The 17,458-nt window shown below is 48.3% G+C and carries 8 protein-coding genes; 4 read left to right on the top strand and 4 right to left on the bottom strand.

Annotated features, from left to right (window positions below; genetic code table 11):
• The first annotated feature begins 86 nt into the window (after positions 1–86).
• The 4 genes from FHW36_RS18460 to FHW36_RS18445 all read left to right on the top strand — a co-directional run bounded on the left by FHW36_RS18460 (position 87) and on the right by FHW36_RS18445 (position 3,222).
• The gene (locus tag FHW36_RS18460) at positions 87–566 is read left to right on the top strand and encodes a DinB family protein (RefSeq protein WP_145671050.1); all 480 of its coding nucleotides are present in this window, start codon (positions 87–89) and stop codon (positions 564–566) included.
• Between the two features lie 60 nt (positions 567–626).
• On the top strand, positions 627–1,016 hold the full coding sequence (locus FHW36_RS18455; RefSeq protein ID WP_145671049.1) for a DUF7793 family protein: 390 nt from the start codon (positions 627–629) through the stop codon (positions 1,014–1,016).
• Between the two features lie 45 nt (positions 1,017–1,061).
• On the top strand, positions 1,062–1,454 hold the full coding sequence (locus FHW36_RS18450) for a hypothetical protein (RefSeq protein WP_145671048.1): 393 nt from the start codon (positions 1,062–1,064) through the stop codon (positions 1,452–1,454).
• A gap of 97 nt (positions 1,455–1,551) precedes the next feature.
• Complete coding sequence (locus tag FHW36_RS18445) at positions 1,552–3,222, top strand: glycosyl hydrolase family 28-related protein (protein ID WP_145671047.1); 1,671 nt, start codon at positions 1,552–1,554, stop codon at positions 3,220–3,222.
• Positions 3,223–3,320: 98 nt separating this feature from the next.
• Here FHW36_RS18445 and FHW36_RS18440 read toward each other — a convergent pair whose 3' ends face one another.
• The 4 genes from FHW36_RS18440 to FHW36_RS18425 form a co-directional block, all read right to left on the bottom strand.
• Positions 3,321–5,303: a KUP/HAK/KT family potassium transporter gene (locus FHW36_RS18440; protein WP_145671046.1), complete on the bottom strand. Its 1,983-nt coding sequence runs from the start codon at positions 5,301–5,303 to the stop codon at positions 3,321–3,323.
• A 243-nt stretch (positions 5,304–5,546) separates the two neighbouring features.
• A complete protein-coding gene (locus FHW36_RS18435; protein ID WP_145671045.1) occupies positions 5,547–6,464 on the bottom strand; it encodes a PorP/SprF family type IX secretion system membrane protein in 918 nt (305 codons plus the stop codon).
• A gap of 10 nt (positions 6,465–6,474) precedes the next feature.
• Entirely contained in the window at positions 6,475–16,224 is a 9,750-nt protein-coding gene (locus FHW36_RS18430; RefSeq protein ID WP_145671044.1) for an MBG domain-containing protein, read from the bottom strand.
• An 82-nt stretch (positions 16,225–16,306) separates the two neighbouring features.
• The gene (locus FHW36_RS18425; protein WP_186452511.1) at positions 16,307–17,446 is read right to left on the bottom strand and encodes an ABC transporter substrate-binding protein; all 1,140 of its coding nucleotides are present in this window, start codon (positions 17,444–17,446) and stop codon (positions 16,307–16,309) included.
• Between the last annotated feature and the right edge of the window lie 12 nt (positions 17,447–17,458).

Genomic DNA, 17,458 nt, shown 5'->3' with positions numbered 1-17,458 from the left:
CGAACCGGAGTGCTGGTGTGATGAAAAGCGCTTTTTTTGTAATAATGCACAGAAAGCCGGATATTACCATACCTGAAACATTGTTTATGAACGCAACCAAACAAATCGCCAAACATTTCCGGGATGTTCACCTGGGAGGAAACTGGACCAGCGTTAACCTGAAAGATACCCTGGCCGGTATCAGCCGGGAGCAGGCCACCACTCAAATCGATGATCTCAACACTATTGCCGTATTGGTATTCCACATTAATTACTACGTGGGGGTTATTACCAGGGTATTACAGGGCGGTCCGCTGGAAGGCAATGATAAACTGAGCTTCAGCGTACCGCCGATATCTTCGGAAGAAGCGTGGCAGGCGCTGGTAAACAAAACAATTACAGAAGCAGAAGCAATGACCGTGCTGATCGAAAAACTCGATGATGCTACCTTACAGGAAAACTTCACGGATCCTAAATATGGCACCTATTTCAGGAATTTACTGGGGGTAACGGAGCATACACACTATCACCTGGGGCAGATCGCTATCCTGAAAAAGATCATCCGTAGCAGAGCGATGTCCTCATGATAGGTTGATTTTACGTATATTTATGGTGGGAATACACAATTGTATCAAAACCAGGTATACATGAATCCTCCGGATCACCTTCCAATGATAAAGGGCGAAATTGCCGATTACTATTATGATCCATCCGGCATTTTATATTCCTATTCCAAAGGTATCCGCAGAACAGTAGAAAATATTTCCGGTAATATCGCACTGGTAAAGCAGGTGACGGGTAATAAGAAGGTGCCGTTGCTGATATATCTTACCAATTCTCCTGTTCCTGATAAGGCCACCCGCGAATTTTCCACTGCGCAATTACCACACGTATATACCGCTATGGCCATGGTGTCTAAGCCTGGCCTGTCGCAGCTGATCATGCGTATCCTGTTTAAATTAAAGACGCCTCCTATTCCCATGAAATCATTCACCAGGGATACGGAAGCAAGAGAATGGCTATTGCAGTTTGTTTAATGGGCAAACAAGTACCTGTCGTCAGATACACTTTAACTGTTGCATATGAACTGGAGTCTGATTTTCAAATTATCGCTCTTTGGCCTGGCCATGGCGCTGGGCACCGTTTATTTTATCCCTTCCAATGTAGAACCATTCTGCTGGGTGGTTATTTTTATTATCTGCGCTTATTTCATCGCAAAGTATTGCACCGCAAGGTTTTTTCAGCATGGATTTATGGTGAGCATTTTTAACTGTGTATGGATTACAGCTATACATATACTGCTGTTTAAAACCTACCTCTCATGGCATCCGAAAGAAGCCGAAATGATGACACATATGCCGTTGCCGGATAGTCCCCGGTTAATGATGCTCCTGACGGGGCCGGTGATTGGCGTTATCACCGGCCTGGTGCAGGGATTGTTTGCCTATGTGGCATCGAAGTCAATAGAGCGCTAGGATAATCCATGGTAGGTTAAATGCGGGTACGCAAATACTATGCATTTGGGAGAAATATCTTTACCCTGAAGATATTTGTTAATCCAAAAAATCTCAAATGACAGTACAGACAATTAATACCCTGAAAGGGATAGCTACGCCCGTAGCTAATGAAGTGTACCAGGTTTTAGGCTATTCCGCGCAAGGCGATGGGGGCGGCGGTGAATTTTACTGGGATAGTAATGATACTACTTCTGCAGAAAATGGCGGTACCATTTTTATTGCGTCAACAGGCCGTTGGAAAAGGTTGTACAGCGGCGAGTTAAATGTGAGATGGTTCGGCGCGAAGGGCGATAATGCAGCCGATGATTTTGATGCCATCAATAACTGTATCCAGTATGCCAGGCAGGTATTTATAGCAGGTGGCAAGTTACTATTCCCCAGAGGTATTTACCGTATTTCCCAGACATTGAACATCACAGGGGCCTCGTATTGGCAGATTATCGGGGAAGGCGCTACCCTTTCGCCTACCAGCGCAATTACTGCCATTAACCTGGAAGGTCATACCTTGCATTACACTGGTTTGAACATCAGTTTCGAGGCATTAACTTATAACCAGATCAATGAAAATTGCGTAGCAATCTGGTTGCATAAGAACGGCACCACTGCGAATAACCAGGTAAATAATTCCATCTTTGAATATTTTGCTATCATAGGTGCACATACCGGCATTAAATCAGTGCCCAACACGGGTTTGGTATGGCAGCTCGATTTCAAATCCATTTTCTTTGACATTTATGAAGGAGTATCTGATATCCAGGGCATAGGTTTCGACATTGCCAGCGGCTTTAACCAGGGAGGCAGCACTACCATCCGTATTTCAAAATGCAGCATCCAAAGCTTTATTGTTAACAGGTTAGACAAGAACGGAAATCCCATTTATCCCAAAGGGGTTGGGTACCGGGGCTACAGGATTTACTATAGCTCAGATGTGTATATCGTAGATTCCTCCTATGATGGCTATTTGGGCACTACGATACAATTGAACCAGAACGGCCAGATTATGGATATTTTCTCCAAGAACTTCCATATAGATGGGTTTCACTGTGAAGCATTGACCAATACCTTGAATGCCAATAACGTCCTCGCGCCATTCCGGATAAACAGTACCGGCTTTGTAGATATTAAAAATGTGGTGATTCTTGATTCGCTCATGAACTGTGGTGGCCCCACTGCGGCGGGCGCGTGGTTCCTGTTTTTCGGCAGCGGTGTTGTCAATTTTGGTACGTATAATAATAATCAGATTAATACAACCGACAACACTCCCATCTATATTATTACATTCTCTAACCTGCTGGATGGAGACGACGTAACAAACAAGCGGGCACAGGTCAATTTATCCAATGCTATCCAGCCATCACAGGTACACCTGCTGAACAGGAACTATAACAGCGTACGCTTTGAAGCCCAGGAGGTAAATGGACTGGTTACTGCCGTAACCGGTACAGCTGCGGCAACTATCTTGAATATTCCTACTACAAGGGGTGCCTTTATGTTAGCCGTAAGGGGATTTTCACAGATCGATGGCAGTGTTTATTTTATTGATTACCTGCTTGTGTCCCGCTCCAGGACCAGCGGTATTGCGAACGTAAAGCCGTTGTTCAGCGACAGCAGCAACTATACGGCTGTTACGAATACGTATACCGTAACAGCGGATGGAAATATCCAATTGGCGCGGACTACTGCTACCGGTTTCTGGGTAACCGCTAAAGTGGTAAATATGATCTAGTCTGTATATGTAGCATCATCGCTCATCTGTAAAGTGTCCCCGGAATAGGAGTGCTGTATAGATGAGCGATGAATATCGAAAAAGGAAAGAAGAAATATTTATACCGGCATCCTTTTATAGAACACCTGCTTCAGGTTATCGCATGACTTGGGCGTTACCACCAGTGGTATTTTTTCTACCAGTATCTGGCTACTGTCCAGTCCAAACGCTTTACTGTCTGAAGTAGCCAGTTTGTTGATAGCAAAATAGCTGTTGAGAATAAAGCCCTCACTTACGGAAAACTCGTTGTCGTACGACAACACATTTTCGAAGATCACAAACTTATAGTTGTTCAGGTTTTCGGCGATGAGTGCAGGATACCGGTGAAGAATATTCAATTCCTTGTTTTGTAGCATATCTTTTACCACGCTCCTGAACATCAGGCCTATCCTTGGTTGTACACGGAAGCCCAACCGGAAATCTATGCGGATAACTTTACCTTCGCTCATTTCCTCCACGCCATATTCCATGGTGAAAGGCTCGTCGGTACGTTCCAGGTGTACCAGCCAGTACATATCCGCGCGCTTGGGATTTTTCTCGAAGATAGACGTCAACACCCTTTTTTCAATCTGGTTGGCATGATCTGCTTTCGTGAGATAGATTAAGTGCGACGAAGTTTTGGGCGTGGCAATGTCGTTACTCAACGTAGCTATCTGCGGCAGGTATTTGTTCAGATGCACAAAACTCAGGAAGCGATTGGTGATCTTACGGGCGTTGAACCAGATGTACATCGTGGAGATCAGCCCCACCTCAAATACCAGGAAGAACAGCCGTTTTACGATCTTTACTGCATTGGCCACAAAGAAGGACGATTCTACCGCAATAAATAACAACATGATCACCGATACGATCCATAAAGGATAATGTTTTACATAGCGCAGGAAGTAAAACATCAGTATAGTGGTCATCAGCATGGCAATGGTGATGGAAAAACCATAGGCCGCAGTCATCGATTCGCTGGTACGGAAGTATAATACTACCAGGAAACAGCCAATGCAGAGTATCCAGTTAATGCTGGGGATATAGATTTGTCCGCGGATATTAGTAGGGAATTTCACCGTTACCTTGGGCCAGAAATTTAAGCTGATGGCTTCACTGATCAGCGTAAAAGAACCACTGATCAGGGCCTGGCTGGCAATAATGGAAGCGCAGGTGGCGATCAGGATGGATGGCAACAAGAACCAATGTGGCACAATGGCGAAAAACGGGTTAGCCCCATCCAGGCTGTTTTTGTGTTGTAATAACGTCCAGGCGCCTTGCCCCAGGTAGTTAAGGATCAGTGTCACTTTTACAAATATCCACGACACCTGGATATTCTTTTTACCGCAGTGACCCAGGTCGGAGTACAGCGCTTCGGCCCCGGTAGTGCAGAGGAATACGGCGCCCAGCAGCCAGAATCCTTTGGGATGGGCGGTCAATAATTCCAGTCCGTATTTGGGATTTAAAGCCAGGAAGATATGTGGATAATGAATAATCTGACTGATACCCAATATGCCCAGCATCATAAACCACAGGAACATGACCGGGCCAAATGCGCCGCCCACGACTTTTGTACCGAAGCGCTGGAAGATAAAAAGCGCCAGGATAATCACCAGTACAATTTCTACCACCAGGTTATTACCGGGAACAATCACCTCTTTCAGCCAGGGAACCATGTTCAGGCCCTCTATGGCGGAAGTTACGGTAATGGGAGGTGTGATAATCCCATCTGCCAATAGGGTACCCGCGCCAATGATGGCAGGAAAAACGAGTTTGGGCCCGAATCGCCGTACCAGCGCATACAGGGAAAATACCCCACCCTCACCGCGGTTGTCGGCTTGCAGGGTAATGATCACATATTTGAAAGTGGTTTGCAGGGTCAGTGTCCAGAAAATGCAGGAGATGGCGCCAAAAACGAGGTGCTCATCAATAAACCCGCCATCATTCATGATGGTCTGAAAAGTATACAGGGGAGAAGTACCAATATCTCCATAAATAATTCCAAGTGCAATCAGCAGACCAGCGGTCGTAACGCGCTTAAAATGACGGTGATGAGCATCCATGTTGCAGGTATAAATAAAACGTATATGCCAACCCGAAAGGGCCATGCAGTTGACAGATTCTAAGCAGGGTACTTATACCCTGGTATAATTCGGCGCGAATGTACAACTTGTGAGGTTCACAAGGGGAGCAGAGGAGGAAGATGAAGGGTATTTTAAGCGTATTTTAAGGCGTATTGAAGACAGGAATAGAAAAGGCCCCGGATCATGCGACCCGGAGCCTTTCTGTTTTAATGGGCAAAATGGTTACCTGGCCAGGTTAACGGTCAGGTTTACTTCAAAAGCGCCATTGGTATAATTATTTAAACCCGCGGTCTGAGAGTTGTAAATCACCTGGAAGCCTGCAATGGATCTGTAATTCGCCCCTGCCCCCACACTAAAACTTTTGGTACTGTGGTACAGGCCAAAAACATTCAATTGGTTTTGCAGAAAGGCAAAGTTGGCGCCAGCGTCTACAATGTCTTTATAACCTTTGATCCCCCGCAGGCAAATTTTAGGCTCAATGGAGCTCAGCTGCTCACCTGTTTCAAATTTATAGCCTGCGGCGGCAAAAAAGAGGGCCCGGTCAATCCCGACATCGGTATCGCGGGTTTTAACGGCGCTTACCAGGTTAGGCATGGCGGCCTGAACAGTAAGGCCTTTACGGGTAAAGGCCATCCCAAAATCTGCCTCAAAATAGTTGTCCCTCCTGTTGAAGGCATTGATATTCGGATCGGTCACATCTCCATTGAGCTTTTGCGTATCCAGACGCCGGGCAATGAAAGCGCCAGACAGCCCAAAATGTAATGCACTGGCACCATTTGTACTCAATGGTAGGTGATAGGCATAGGTAAATGCCACCTTGGTATTATTGAGCAACCCGGCTTTGTCGTTGTAAATATTCATGCCAATCCCCACCCGTTTAAACAACATGTAGTCGGCCGACAACGCCTTCGACTCGGGCGCCCCGGGAATGCCCGACCACTGGCGCCGGTAGGCCAGCGTTACATGCAAGCCGGTATCTATGCCTGCCATGGCCGCATTGGCCATATAAGGCGCCTGGAAATATTGTGCCGTCATAGGTTCATCCAACGGAGGGGTATTACCTACCGTTTGTGCGTTTGTATGAAAGCTGCTGAGGGCAAATACTCCCAGTGACATCACATATCTGATAAATTGTTTCATACCAGTTCAATTAATTTTGATGGATGATAGTGATAAAGCCTTTGAATTGTGGTTTATTATCGCCCAGGTCTATTATGTAGTAATAGGTGCCCTCTGCCAGCGGCTGCCCGTTAACAGTAGCATTCCAATTATTTGTGTAACCACGTTGCTGGAATACCAGGCGGCCCGCACGATCAAAAACCTTCACTTCATTTTGTGGATACATATCAATATTTTTTACGATCCACGTATCATTCTTGCCATCGCCGTTAGGCGTAATGATATTATTGGCTTCCAGTTTATAGTCTTCTTTTACCGTGATGGTAATATCACGGGTAACACTGCAACCAAAGGCATTGCTGATAGTTACCTGGTAAGTAGTGGTTACCGCCGGACGGGCCATCGGCGCCGCTATGGCCGGGTTGTTAAGCCCGGTTGCCGGTTCCCAGCTGTAACTGCTGCCGCCGGAAGCTACCAGCCTGATGGTTTCTCCCTTACTGATCGTGGTATTGCCATTGGCCTGTACATTGCCTGCTGGTAACGGATGTACGGTCACCTGCAGCGCCGTGGAGCTAAGCTGATAGCTGCTGCTGTATATCGCCTTCACGGAATAATTCCCACTTTCTTTCACGGTGAGCGACTGGCTGTTGGCCCCGGCTATTTTTACATTGTTGAGATACCATTCATACGCCGGTGCTGCACTTGATTGCAGGATAACGGTACCGCCTTCGCAGAAGACAATATCCCCGGTAGCCGTAATAATGGGCTCGCTGTAAGCGGTGACGTTAATGGTTTGTACCACCGCGGTAGCTGGTTCGTAATTGTTATTGCCTGGCTGCGTAGCCGTGATATGAGCCACACCCGCTGCACCTACTTTCGCAGTATTACCGGTTACGCTGATCACATTGGCAGCATCGCTGCTAAAGGTTACCGGCAATCCCGAGCTGCTGGAGGCAGTAAGCGTGAAATCAGGATCACCCTGGTTTTTATCGCCCGGACTGTTGAAGGTAATTTGCTGGCTAGCCCGCGTAATCACTAACTGACCATTTGTAAAGCTGATATTGTAGTTATTGCTGCTGAGTCCTGCCGGTGTAATGACATAGCTGCCGGCATCGATGGCTGACTGTGAACTACCGGCGTAGGACAGACTGCCACTTAATTTGGTAGCATCGTCGCCGTTAACAAATCCACTGTAGCTCACGCCGTTGCCACCGGAGTAGGCGGTACCATTGTATACCCGGGTATCGTCGTTGGCTTTCACGGTTAATGCCGCCTTGGCCACCTGCAGTGTTTGCGTTACCGGTGTAGCTGCACCGTAGTTGCTGTTACCAGCCTGACTGGCGGTGATGGCAATGGTACCCGCGCCGGTGATGGTAACGGTATTACCATTAACAGTAGCCGGGCCACTCTGCACGCTGTAGCTTACCTGTAATCCAGCATCGCTGGTGGCGTTAACGGTAAAGGCAGCATCGCCATATGTTTTATTGGGTATAGCGGTGAACGTGATTGTTTGTGAAGCCGGTGTTACGTTCAGGGTACCATTTACAAAAGTGAAGTCGTAATTGGTTGCATTGATATTGCCGGTAGTAACGGTAATCAGGTAAGTGCCTATCACGCTATTGATATCCGCGGTAGTGCTGATTGCTGCGGTATCATTAATCACACTATTGTTTTCATTTTTCACAAACCCGGTGATCGTGTAATCCAGCTTCGGATTAGGCTGTAAGTAAATTTTTGATTTGTTGTTAGCCGTTACGGTCAGCATCGCTTTAGAGATGCTGAAGCTTTGCGTAACCTGTGTGGCGGCCTGGTAGCGGTTGTCGCCTGCCTGGCCGGCAGCAATAGTTACGTTACCTGCACCGGTAATGGTAACGGTGTTACCATTAATAGTAGCCGGCCCGCTGACAACCGAATAGGTGACAGCTAAGCCGCTGTTACTGGTGGCGCTTAATGTAAAGTCGGCATCGCCATACGTTTTATTAGCAAGAGCGTTGAAAGTGATGGCTTGAGTAGCTGGTGTTACCGTGAGGGTAGCACCGGTAAACTGGAAGTCATAGTTAGCAGCTGTCAGCCCGCCAATGCCTACTGTAATCGGGTAAGTGTTCGGCACACTGTTAACGTCCGCAGTGGTGCTGGTGCCGGCAATGCCGGTGATTACATGGGCACTATCTTCATTGTTTACAAATCCGGTCACCACGTAATCGAAGGTCGGATTAGGTTGCCCGAACGCCCTGGCCTTGTTGTTGGCCGTTACGGTGAGCATCGCTTTACAAACGGTGAAGCTTTGCGTAACTGTACTGGCGGCAGGGTAGTTGCTATTGCCTGCCTGGCTGGCTGCAATGGTCACATTGCCTGTACCGGTGATGGTGACAGTGTTACCACTGATGGTAGCCGGACCGCTTTGCACGCTGTAGCTTACCGGTAATCCGGCATCGCTGGTGGCATTAACGGTAAAGGCAGCATCGCCATATGTTTTATTGGGTATAGCGGTGAACGTGATTGTTTGTGAAGCCGGTGTTACGTTCAAGGTACCATTTACAAAAGTGAAGTCGTAATTGGCGGCACTGATGTTGCCGGTGGTAACAGTAATCGGGTAAGTGCCTACAATACTATTGATATCCGCAATAGTACTGATCGCAGCGGTATCATTAATCACACTATTGTTTTCATTTTTCACAAACCCGGTGATCGTGTAATCCAGCTTCGGATTAGGCTGTAAGTAAATTTTTGATTTGTTGTTAGCCGTTACGGTCAGCATCGCTTTAGAGATGCTGAAGCTTTGCGTAACCTGTGTGGCGGCCTGGTAGCGGTTGTCGCCTGCCTGGTCGGCAGCAATAGTTACGTTACCTGCACCGGTAATGGTAACGGTGTTACCATTAATAGTAGCCGGCCCGCTGACAACAGAATAGGTGACAGCTAAGCCGCTGTTACTGCTGGCACTTAATGTGAAGTCGGCATCGCCATACGTTTTATTAGCAAGAGCGTTGAAAGTGATGGCTTGAGTAGCTGGTGTTACCGTGAGGGTAGCACCGGTAAACTGGAAGCCATAGTTAGCAGCTGTCAGCCCGCCAATGCCTACTGTAATCGGGTAAGTGTTCGGCACACTGTTAACGTCCGCAGTGGTGCTGGTGCCGGCAATGCCGGTGATTACATGGGCACTATCTTCATTGTTTACAAATCCGGTCACCACGTAATCGAAGGTCGGATTAGGTTGCCCGAACGCCCTGGCCTTGTTGTTGGCCGTTACGGTGAGCATCGCTTTACTAACGGTGAAGCTTTGCGTAACTGTGCTGGCGGCAGGGTAGTTGTTATTACCTGCCTGGCTGGCTGCAATGGTCACATTGCCTGTACCGGTGATGGTGACAGTGTTACCACTGATGGTAGCCGGACCGCTTTGAACGCTGTAGCTTACCGGTAATCCGGCATCGCTGGTGGCGTTAACGGTAAAGGCAGCATCGCCATATGTTTTATTGGGTATAGCGGTGAACGTGATTGTTTGTGAAGCCGGTGTTATGTTCAGGGTACCATTTACAAAGGTGAAATCGTAATTGGCAGCACTGATGTTGCCGGTGGTAACGGTGATCGGGTAAGTACCTACAATACTATTGATATCCGCAATAGTACTGATCGCAGCGGTGTCATTAATTACACTATTGTTTTCATTTTTCACAAACCCGGTGATCGTGTAATCCAGCTTCGGATTAGGCTGTAAGTAAATTTTTGATTTGTTGTTAGCCGTTACGGTCAGCATCGCTTTAGAGATGCTGAAGCTTTGCGTAACCTGTGTGGCGGCCTGGTAGCGGTTGTCGCCTGCCTGGCCGGCAGCAATAGTTACGTTACCTGCACCGGTAATGGTAACGGTGTTACCATTAATAGTAGCCGGCCCGCTGACAACAGAATAGGTGACAGCTAAGCCGCTGTTACTGCTGGCGCTTAATGTGAAGTCGGCATCGCCATACGTTTTATTAGCAAGAGCGTTGAAAGTGATGGCTTGAGTAGCTGGTGTTACCGTGAGGGTAGCACCGGTAAACTGGAAGTCATAGTTAGCAGCTGTCAGCCCGCCAATGCCTACTGTAATCGGGTAAGTGTTCGGCACACTGTTAACGTCCGCAGTGGTGCTGGTGCCGGCAATGCCGGTGATTACATGGGCACTATCTTCATTGTTTACAAATCCGGTCACCACGTAATCGAAGGTCGGATTAGGTTGCCCGAACGTCCTGGCCTTGTTGTTGGCCGTTACGGTGAGCATCGCTTTACTAACGGTGAAGCTTTGCGTAACTGTGCTGGCGGCAGGGTAGTTGTTATTACCTGCCTGGTTGGCTGCAATGGTCACATTGCCAGTACCGGTGATGGTGACAGTGTTACCACTGATGGTAGCCGGACCGCTTTGCACGCTGTAGCTTACCGGTAATCCGGCATCGCTGGTGGCGTTAACGGTAAAGGCAGCATCGCCATATGTTTTATTCGGTATAGCCGTAAAGGTGATGGCCTGTGAACCCTGGGTTACGTCCAGGGTACCATTTACAAAGGTGAAATCGTAATTGGCAGCACTGATATTGCCGGTAGTAACAGTAATCGGATAAGTGCCCACCGCGCTATTGATATTTGCTGTGGTACTGATATTTGCACTGTCGCTCACCACACTGGTATTCTCATTTTTCACAAATCCTGTGATGGTGTAATCCAATACGGGATTAGGCTGTAAGTATATTTTTGATTTATTATTGGCTGTTACCGTCAGCAGAGCTTTAGCGATATTGAAACTTTGAGTCACAGTTGTAGCGGGCTGGTAGCGGTTGTCGCCATCCTGGCTGGCGGCAATGGTTACATTGCCGGTGCCAGTAATAGTGACGGTATTGCCGCTGATAGTAGCCGGGCCACTGGTTACTAAATACGTTACTGCTAAGCCACTGTTGCTGCTGGCGTTCAGGGTGAAATCTGCATCGCCATAAGTTTTGTTGGCAAGTGCATTGAAGGTGATGGCCTGGGTAGCAGTAGTGATCGTGAGGATAGCGCCGGTAAACTGGAAATCATAGTTAGCGGCTGTCAGCCCGCCAACACCTACTGTAATCGGGTAGCTGTTTGGTACACTGTTAATATCAGCAGTAGTGCTGATGCTGGCAATACCTGCTACCACGCTGCTACTATCTTCATTATTTACGAAGCCGGTTACGAAGTAATCGAGGTTAGGATTCGCTTGTCCGTAAGCCCTGGATTTGTTATTGGCAGTTACGGTGAGCATTGCTTTGTTAACAGTAAATGTCCTGGTGGCGGTAGTAGCAGCATTGTAGTTACTGTTGCCTGGCTGGTCGGCGGCAATGGTCACGTTGCCCGCGCCGGTAATAGTTACGGTATTACCACTGATGGTAGCCGGTCCGCTTTGAACGCTATAAGTGACCGCCAAACCTGCATCACTGGTAGCACTCACTGTAAATGCTGCATCACCATATGTTTTATCAGGGATGGTGGTGAAAGTGAGCGCCTGCGAAGCGGGTGTTACACTCAGTGTACCATTTACAAAGGTGAAGTCATAATTGGTCGCGCTGATATTGCCGGTGGTCACCGTAATCGGGTAATTACCCACGGCGCTGTTGGCGTCAGCTATGGTACTGATGGCGGCGGTATCGCTTACCACACTGTTATTCTCGTTTTTCACAAACCCGGTAATCGTATAATCCAGTGCCGGGTTAGGCTGTAGGTATACTTTTGATTTATTGTTGGCGGTAACGGTCAGCAGGGCTTTGGCTACAGAGAAGCTTTGTGTTACCTGTGGGGCGGCCTGGTAGCGGTTGTCGCCTGCCTGGTCGGCAGCAATGGTTACATTGCCTGCGCCGGTAATGGTAACGGTATTGCCGCTGATGGTAGCCGGGCCGCTGACTACGGAGTAGCTAATGCCTAAACCACTGTTACTGCTGGCGTTCAATGCAAAGTCCGCATCGCCATATGTTTTATTGGATAAAGCATTAAAGGTGATGGTTTGCGTAGCCGGCGTAACGGTGAGTGTACCGTTTACGAAATTGATATCGTAGTTGGTAGCGCTAACAGCCTGGGGTGTCAAGGTAATCGGGTAGTTGTTCGGTACGCTGTTATCATCTGCGGTGGTGCTCACATTAATGGTGCCACTTACTACGCTGATATCTTCATTATTTACAAACCCGGTAGCCGTGTAATCCAATGTTGGATTCGGCTGCAGGTAAGCCTTCGACTTGTTATTAGCGGTAATGGTGAGTGTTGCCTTCTTCACGAGGAACGACTGTGTTACCTGTGAAGCGCCGGAATAATTACCATTTCCGGCCTGATTAGCAGCAATGGTAACCGTACCATTGCCGGTAATAGTGATGGTATTGCCGCTTACGGTAGCCGGGCCGCTGACTACAGAGTAGCTAACGGATAGTCCTGCATCGCTGGTAGCACTGGCGGCAAAAGGTTGGTCGCCATATGTTTTATCCGGTATGCTGGGGAAGCTGATCGTTTGCGGGGCAATGTTTACCGTTAACAGGTTATCGGTAGTAGAGATATTATAATTAGTAGCCGCATAGGTACCACTTACCGTAATGGGGTAGTCGCCTGGCGAACTGTTAAGTACGGCGGTGGTATTCAGTGTAACCGTTCCTGTTATCACGCTCTGGTCTTCGTTGTTAACCAGCCCGGTAACAGTATAGGTGAGTGTTGGATTGTTTTGTCCGTACAACCGTTGTTGATGGTCGGCCTTGATCACCAGCGGCGCCTTATTTACGGTAAATGTTTGCTGTACCGGTGTCGCAGCCAGGTAGTTGCTGCTACCGGTTTGTTTGGCGGTAACCGTCACGGTGCCAACACCGGTAATAGTCAGCAGGCCATTGTTCATAGCAGCAGGACCAGTAACGGTATAGGTAATATCTGTTTCTCCATCGCAGGTAGCACCGGGCGCGAAAGGTGCCGCCCCGTATACTTTATCGGCAATAGGAGAGAAGGTAATGGTTTGAGCCGCCTTGTTAATGGTCAGTGTTCCATTAGTGAGATTGAAGCTGTAATTGGCAGTACTCAGCGTGTTTTGAGCCACAACAATAGGATAGCCACCAGGTGCGCTGCTGTTATCCGCGTTCACGGAGAGCGTAGCAGTGCCACTGAGTACACTGCTGCTATCGTCGCTGTTTACGAACCCGGTTACGAAGTAATCCAGGGTTGGATTGGCCTGGTTATAAAACCTGGTTTTGTCGTTCGCTGTAACCGTCAGGGTAGCCTTGGCCACGGTAAATGTTTGCGACACTGGCGTGGCAGCGAGGTGGTTGGCATCTCCCGGTTGACTGGCGGTAATGGTTACATCGCCTGCGCCGGTGATGGTGAGCATATTGCCGTTGAGCGTAGCCGGACCTGAAGTAACCGTATATACGACCGATAAGCTGCTGTTAACGCTGGCGGTCAGGGCAAACGCAGGATCACCGTATGTTTTGTTGGACAAGGCGCCGAAGGTAATAGTTTGCGGCGCGGGTGTAATGGTTAACGTCCCCGTTCCTGCGGATAGTGTATAGTTGGCGGCTGTTGCAGCACTTATATCGGGGGTGATGGCATAGGTGCCAACACCACTGTTAATGTCTGCGCCATAGGTGGCGGTGATAATGCCTTTGATGGCGGCAGTGCTGTCGTCGTTATTAGCAAAACTATTATAAAGGAAAACCGGCACCGGATTGGCTACGCCATAAGGGCGGCTGATATCCTGTACGTTTACGGTTAGTGCTTTTTTATTAACTGTCAGGGTGCGGGTTTGGGGCGCAGCTGCCAGGTAGGCCCGTGTATAGGGGGCGTTGGCGGTGATCTGCGCGGTACCTGCTCCTTTGATTCGGATCTTTCCGTTTACGGTATCGGCTACAGCGGTATTCCCAGAGGAATAAATGATGGTGGTGTCGCCATTGGTAGTAGCACCGGGCGCAATATCCGGGTCACCGTAGGTAACGGGCGCTATTAACGGGAAACTAATGTTTTGTGCTGCAGCCACGTATTCATACGCCCCAAGGTCAATGATGGGGTTAATGATACGGGTGGCGCCGTCTAAGTCCTGTGTGCCTGCCTGTACCGGGTAGGAGGTTTGGTTCGTTTGCGGGTCACCGCTGTTGATGGCAAAATTCGCGCTGGTAAGATGCAGGTCGCCCTGGCTGGCGTTCACGAATGTTACCGGATTGATTGTTTGGGAAGTATTGTAGTTGGTATAAAAGCTATTTCCAAGAATATTGTAATTGAATGAGAATGGGATCGATGGTATTTGTGTGCCTGGTGTATTACCGGAAATAATAGTATTGTAAGCGGTCAAACTACCGGTGTAGCTGATGGCATAGTTACTACTGGCGGTATTCCCGCTGATAGTGACATTGGTGAGTTGCGAAGCTCCAAATCCGCCAATAGCGCTACCCTCGAAACTACTGTAGTTGCCAAAGAAAATGCTATTGCTTATTTTGGCGATATTAGGTACATAAATGGCGCCGCCGCGTGTTGTACAACGGTTGCCATAAAAAGCAGTATGCTGTATGTTCAATATCGCATTATTGCTGTAAATACCGCCGCCGTAATCGCTGGCATCCCCCGCGGTAACAATAAAACCGTCTATTAATGTTTCAGTGATATTGTCGCTCGCAACGATTACGTGTCGGCTGTTGGTCCCCCTGATATTGCTGGCATTGAGCGTAATTCCGTTGGTTTGAGCATCATCATTACCCAGGTCGCCACTGAGGATAGTAGGGTTAGTCTTGAAATTTCGGGAGTTAATGGTTGTTTCTGAGCCGGCAAATCCGCCATACAATTTCAATCCAGCGGGGAGCACAAAGGATATGCTATTGTCTGTGCTCACCGTTGGTTTATACGTACCTTTGGCTACCCATATCTGGGTAACGCCGGCGGTAGGATCGGCGGCCACGGCAAGCGCGTCGCGTAGTTCTGCTACAGGAACGCTCCAGCTGCTTCCATCTCCATGGGGAATACCCGTATTGTTATTGACATATATAATACCGTTCGCATCGGGATTCACGACGGTCAGGTTGCAGGGAGGCATCTTCTTCAGGTTGGCCGAATCAGGCACCGGTGCGGCTAAGGTACGATCCAGTACCCAACGGGTAGTATCCTGTACGCGTGTGCGAAGCGTTTTAGTAGTACCTACGAGGAAGCCACAATTATAACGGCCATTGACTGCGTTCATACTTGGGAAAGTAAGTACGGCCGTGGTAGTAGGTTGTAACGACTGAGAAGAGGTGAAGTCGCAGGAGCCCAGCGTGTTGTCCCATACTTTCCGGTTAATGTTAATACCACCAATGAGCGTTGGGTTGTTAACCGAACCGGTAAAGGCGAAAAGCTGGTCGCCCGCCAAGCCAAGACTTACGTACTTGCTGGCAGATGCCAGGGTGGAGGTGACAGCAGTTACAGTACCAGTGACTACACCTCCGATAGTAGCCTGTAACGGGGCATATTTACAGGAGACAATAATTTGTTGTCCTGCACGGATAATAGTACCACCAGAGTTCCATTGGATGACGCCATCTGTTTGTGAACCATTGCCGGCGGAGCAGGAGGTTGACTGAAATCCGGTGCCGGTCCAGCCCAGGTCGGTAAAGTAAATGATGGTGTTGGCCGGGCAGTCGCGGAGTAACACAAATGAAAACATGTCATTTTGTGTGCTACCGGTGTTATTATCGTCAAAGCTATTGATCCCGGTAAACACCAGGTCACCGGCGCCAATTGTTTGCGCGTGTAAGGAGGTAGTAATACCAATCAGTAATAATAGGCCTGCTAAAGCCTTGCGTAACATTGCCTTCATATAGGGGCGTTAGGTATAAGAAATATGTCTGTTACATCCTGTATTCCAGGATGAAAAATGATTCTACAAGGCGCTGTTTATATTACGCGCAAAGATATGTATTAATCCAGCCGGAGGCTATCCCGGTGGGCTGCTCTCTCACTACATCCTGCCACACCTGTAATGTGTCCACGTTTTCACCAATGATAACCGGCTCCAGGTTTTCACTTGTCTTCACCAGCCAGGAAGGGGCAATCATATGATGAGTGGCGGTATCCATGCGTAGGGGCCCGCGTGGACTATCGATTGTAACATCCGCTAAGGATGCCAGTATTTTTTTAGCCTGAAATTGATGCAGGTCTGCTGTCTTGAAAATGTGCTCCAGCAGGATACCGGTTTCCCATCCGTGCATGCTGTCTATGTTAATGGCTTTGCCGCTTTGTTCAAGTTGTGTTTTCATCAGTTGATTGGCTGTATTGGGCAGCACAGATACCCAGGGTACATACCCGCTGATAGAAAAGGGTAGGTTTAGTTCACCATGTACAGCAGGTAACCTTTCATCCAGCAACATGGGACTGGCAAATACCTGTAATTCGGGCGCCATCGCTGTTTGCTGTAATTGTTGGAGAAAGCAATACGCCAGGTCGCCATTGAAGAGCGACAATAACGTACGTACGTTTCCGTTAGCCTGAAGAAAATCGGCGAGGGGAGCAATATTGAAATCCTTTACGGTATATTGGCTCACATAGTTGTACTGTATATTGCCTCCGTTGTCTGCGTATGGCTGCACAATGGCATGCGTATGTGAGTACCCGGCATCATAAAACGAGGTACACATCGCAGCATCATTGGCTTTGCCGGCTGCGTATATGCCGGTGAGCCGGCAATGAATGGTATGATTCAGTGTATGGGATAATACCATGGGATGAGGTTCCCAGGTGTTTAAATATTTAGCGCCTCCGTGCATCAGTATTACCAGCCGGTTCAACGATTTGGCCAGCTGGGCCACTTTTTCTACGGCAGCCTGGTCTGCATACAGTACCAATACATCTACCTCGTTTTCCAGCAGCATGGTTTCTGCTTCCTGCAATACAAGATTGGCATCTACCCCATAACCAATATTGGCAGAAAATATTTCCACGTTTACCTCCCGGTATTGCAGGTATGCCTGCATGGCTTTCAGCAGGTGGTGGTGCATTAACGGATGGAAAGTAGATTTTGGTAAAAGTATGCCTAGTTTCATATACGATTTACA

The sequence above is a fragment of the Chitinophaga polysaccharea genome (assembly GCF_007829335.1).
GTDB classification, from domain to species: domain Bacteria; phylum Bacteroidota; class Bacteroidia; order Chitinophagales; family Chitinophagaceae; genus Chitinophaga; species Chitinophaga polysaccharea_B.
The sequence above is the reverse complement of the archived record's forward strand: the minus strand, read 5'-3'. Positions and strand labels throughout refer to the sequence as shown.

Coding starts and splice junctions, on each gene's coding strand:
- FHW36_RS18460 (WP_145671050.1), top strand. CDS start 87: ATGAACGCAACCAAACAAATCGCCAAACATTTCCGGGATGTTCACCTG.
- FHW36_RS18455 (WP_145671049.1), top strand. CDS start 627: ATGAATCCTCCGGATCACCTTCCAATGATAAAGGGCGAAATTGCCGAT.
- FHW36_RS18450 (WP_145671048.1), top strand. CDS start 1,062: ATGAACTGGAGTCTGATTTTCAAATTATCGCTCTTTGGCCTGGCCATG.
- FHW36_RS18445 (WP_145671047.1), top strand. CDS start 1,552: ATGACAGTACAGACAATTAATACCCTGAAAGGGATAGCTACGCCCGTA.
- FHW36_RS18440 (WP_145671046.1), bottom strand. CDS start 5,303: ATGGATGCTCATCACCGTCATTTTAAGCGCGTTACGACCGCTGGTCTG.
- FHW36_RS18435 (WP_145671045.1), bottom strand. CDS start 6,464: ATGAAACAATTTATCAGATATGTGATGTCACTGGGAGTATTTGCCCTC.
- FHW36_RS18430 (WP_145671044.1), bottom strand. CDS start 16,224: ATGAAGGCAATGTTACGCAAGGCTTTAGCAGGCCTATTATTACTGATT.
- FHW36_RS18425 (WP_186452511.1), bottom strand. CDS start 17,446: ATGAAACTAGGCATACTTTTACCAAAATCTACTTTCCATCCGTTAATG.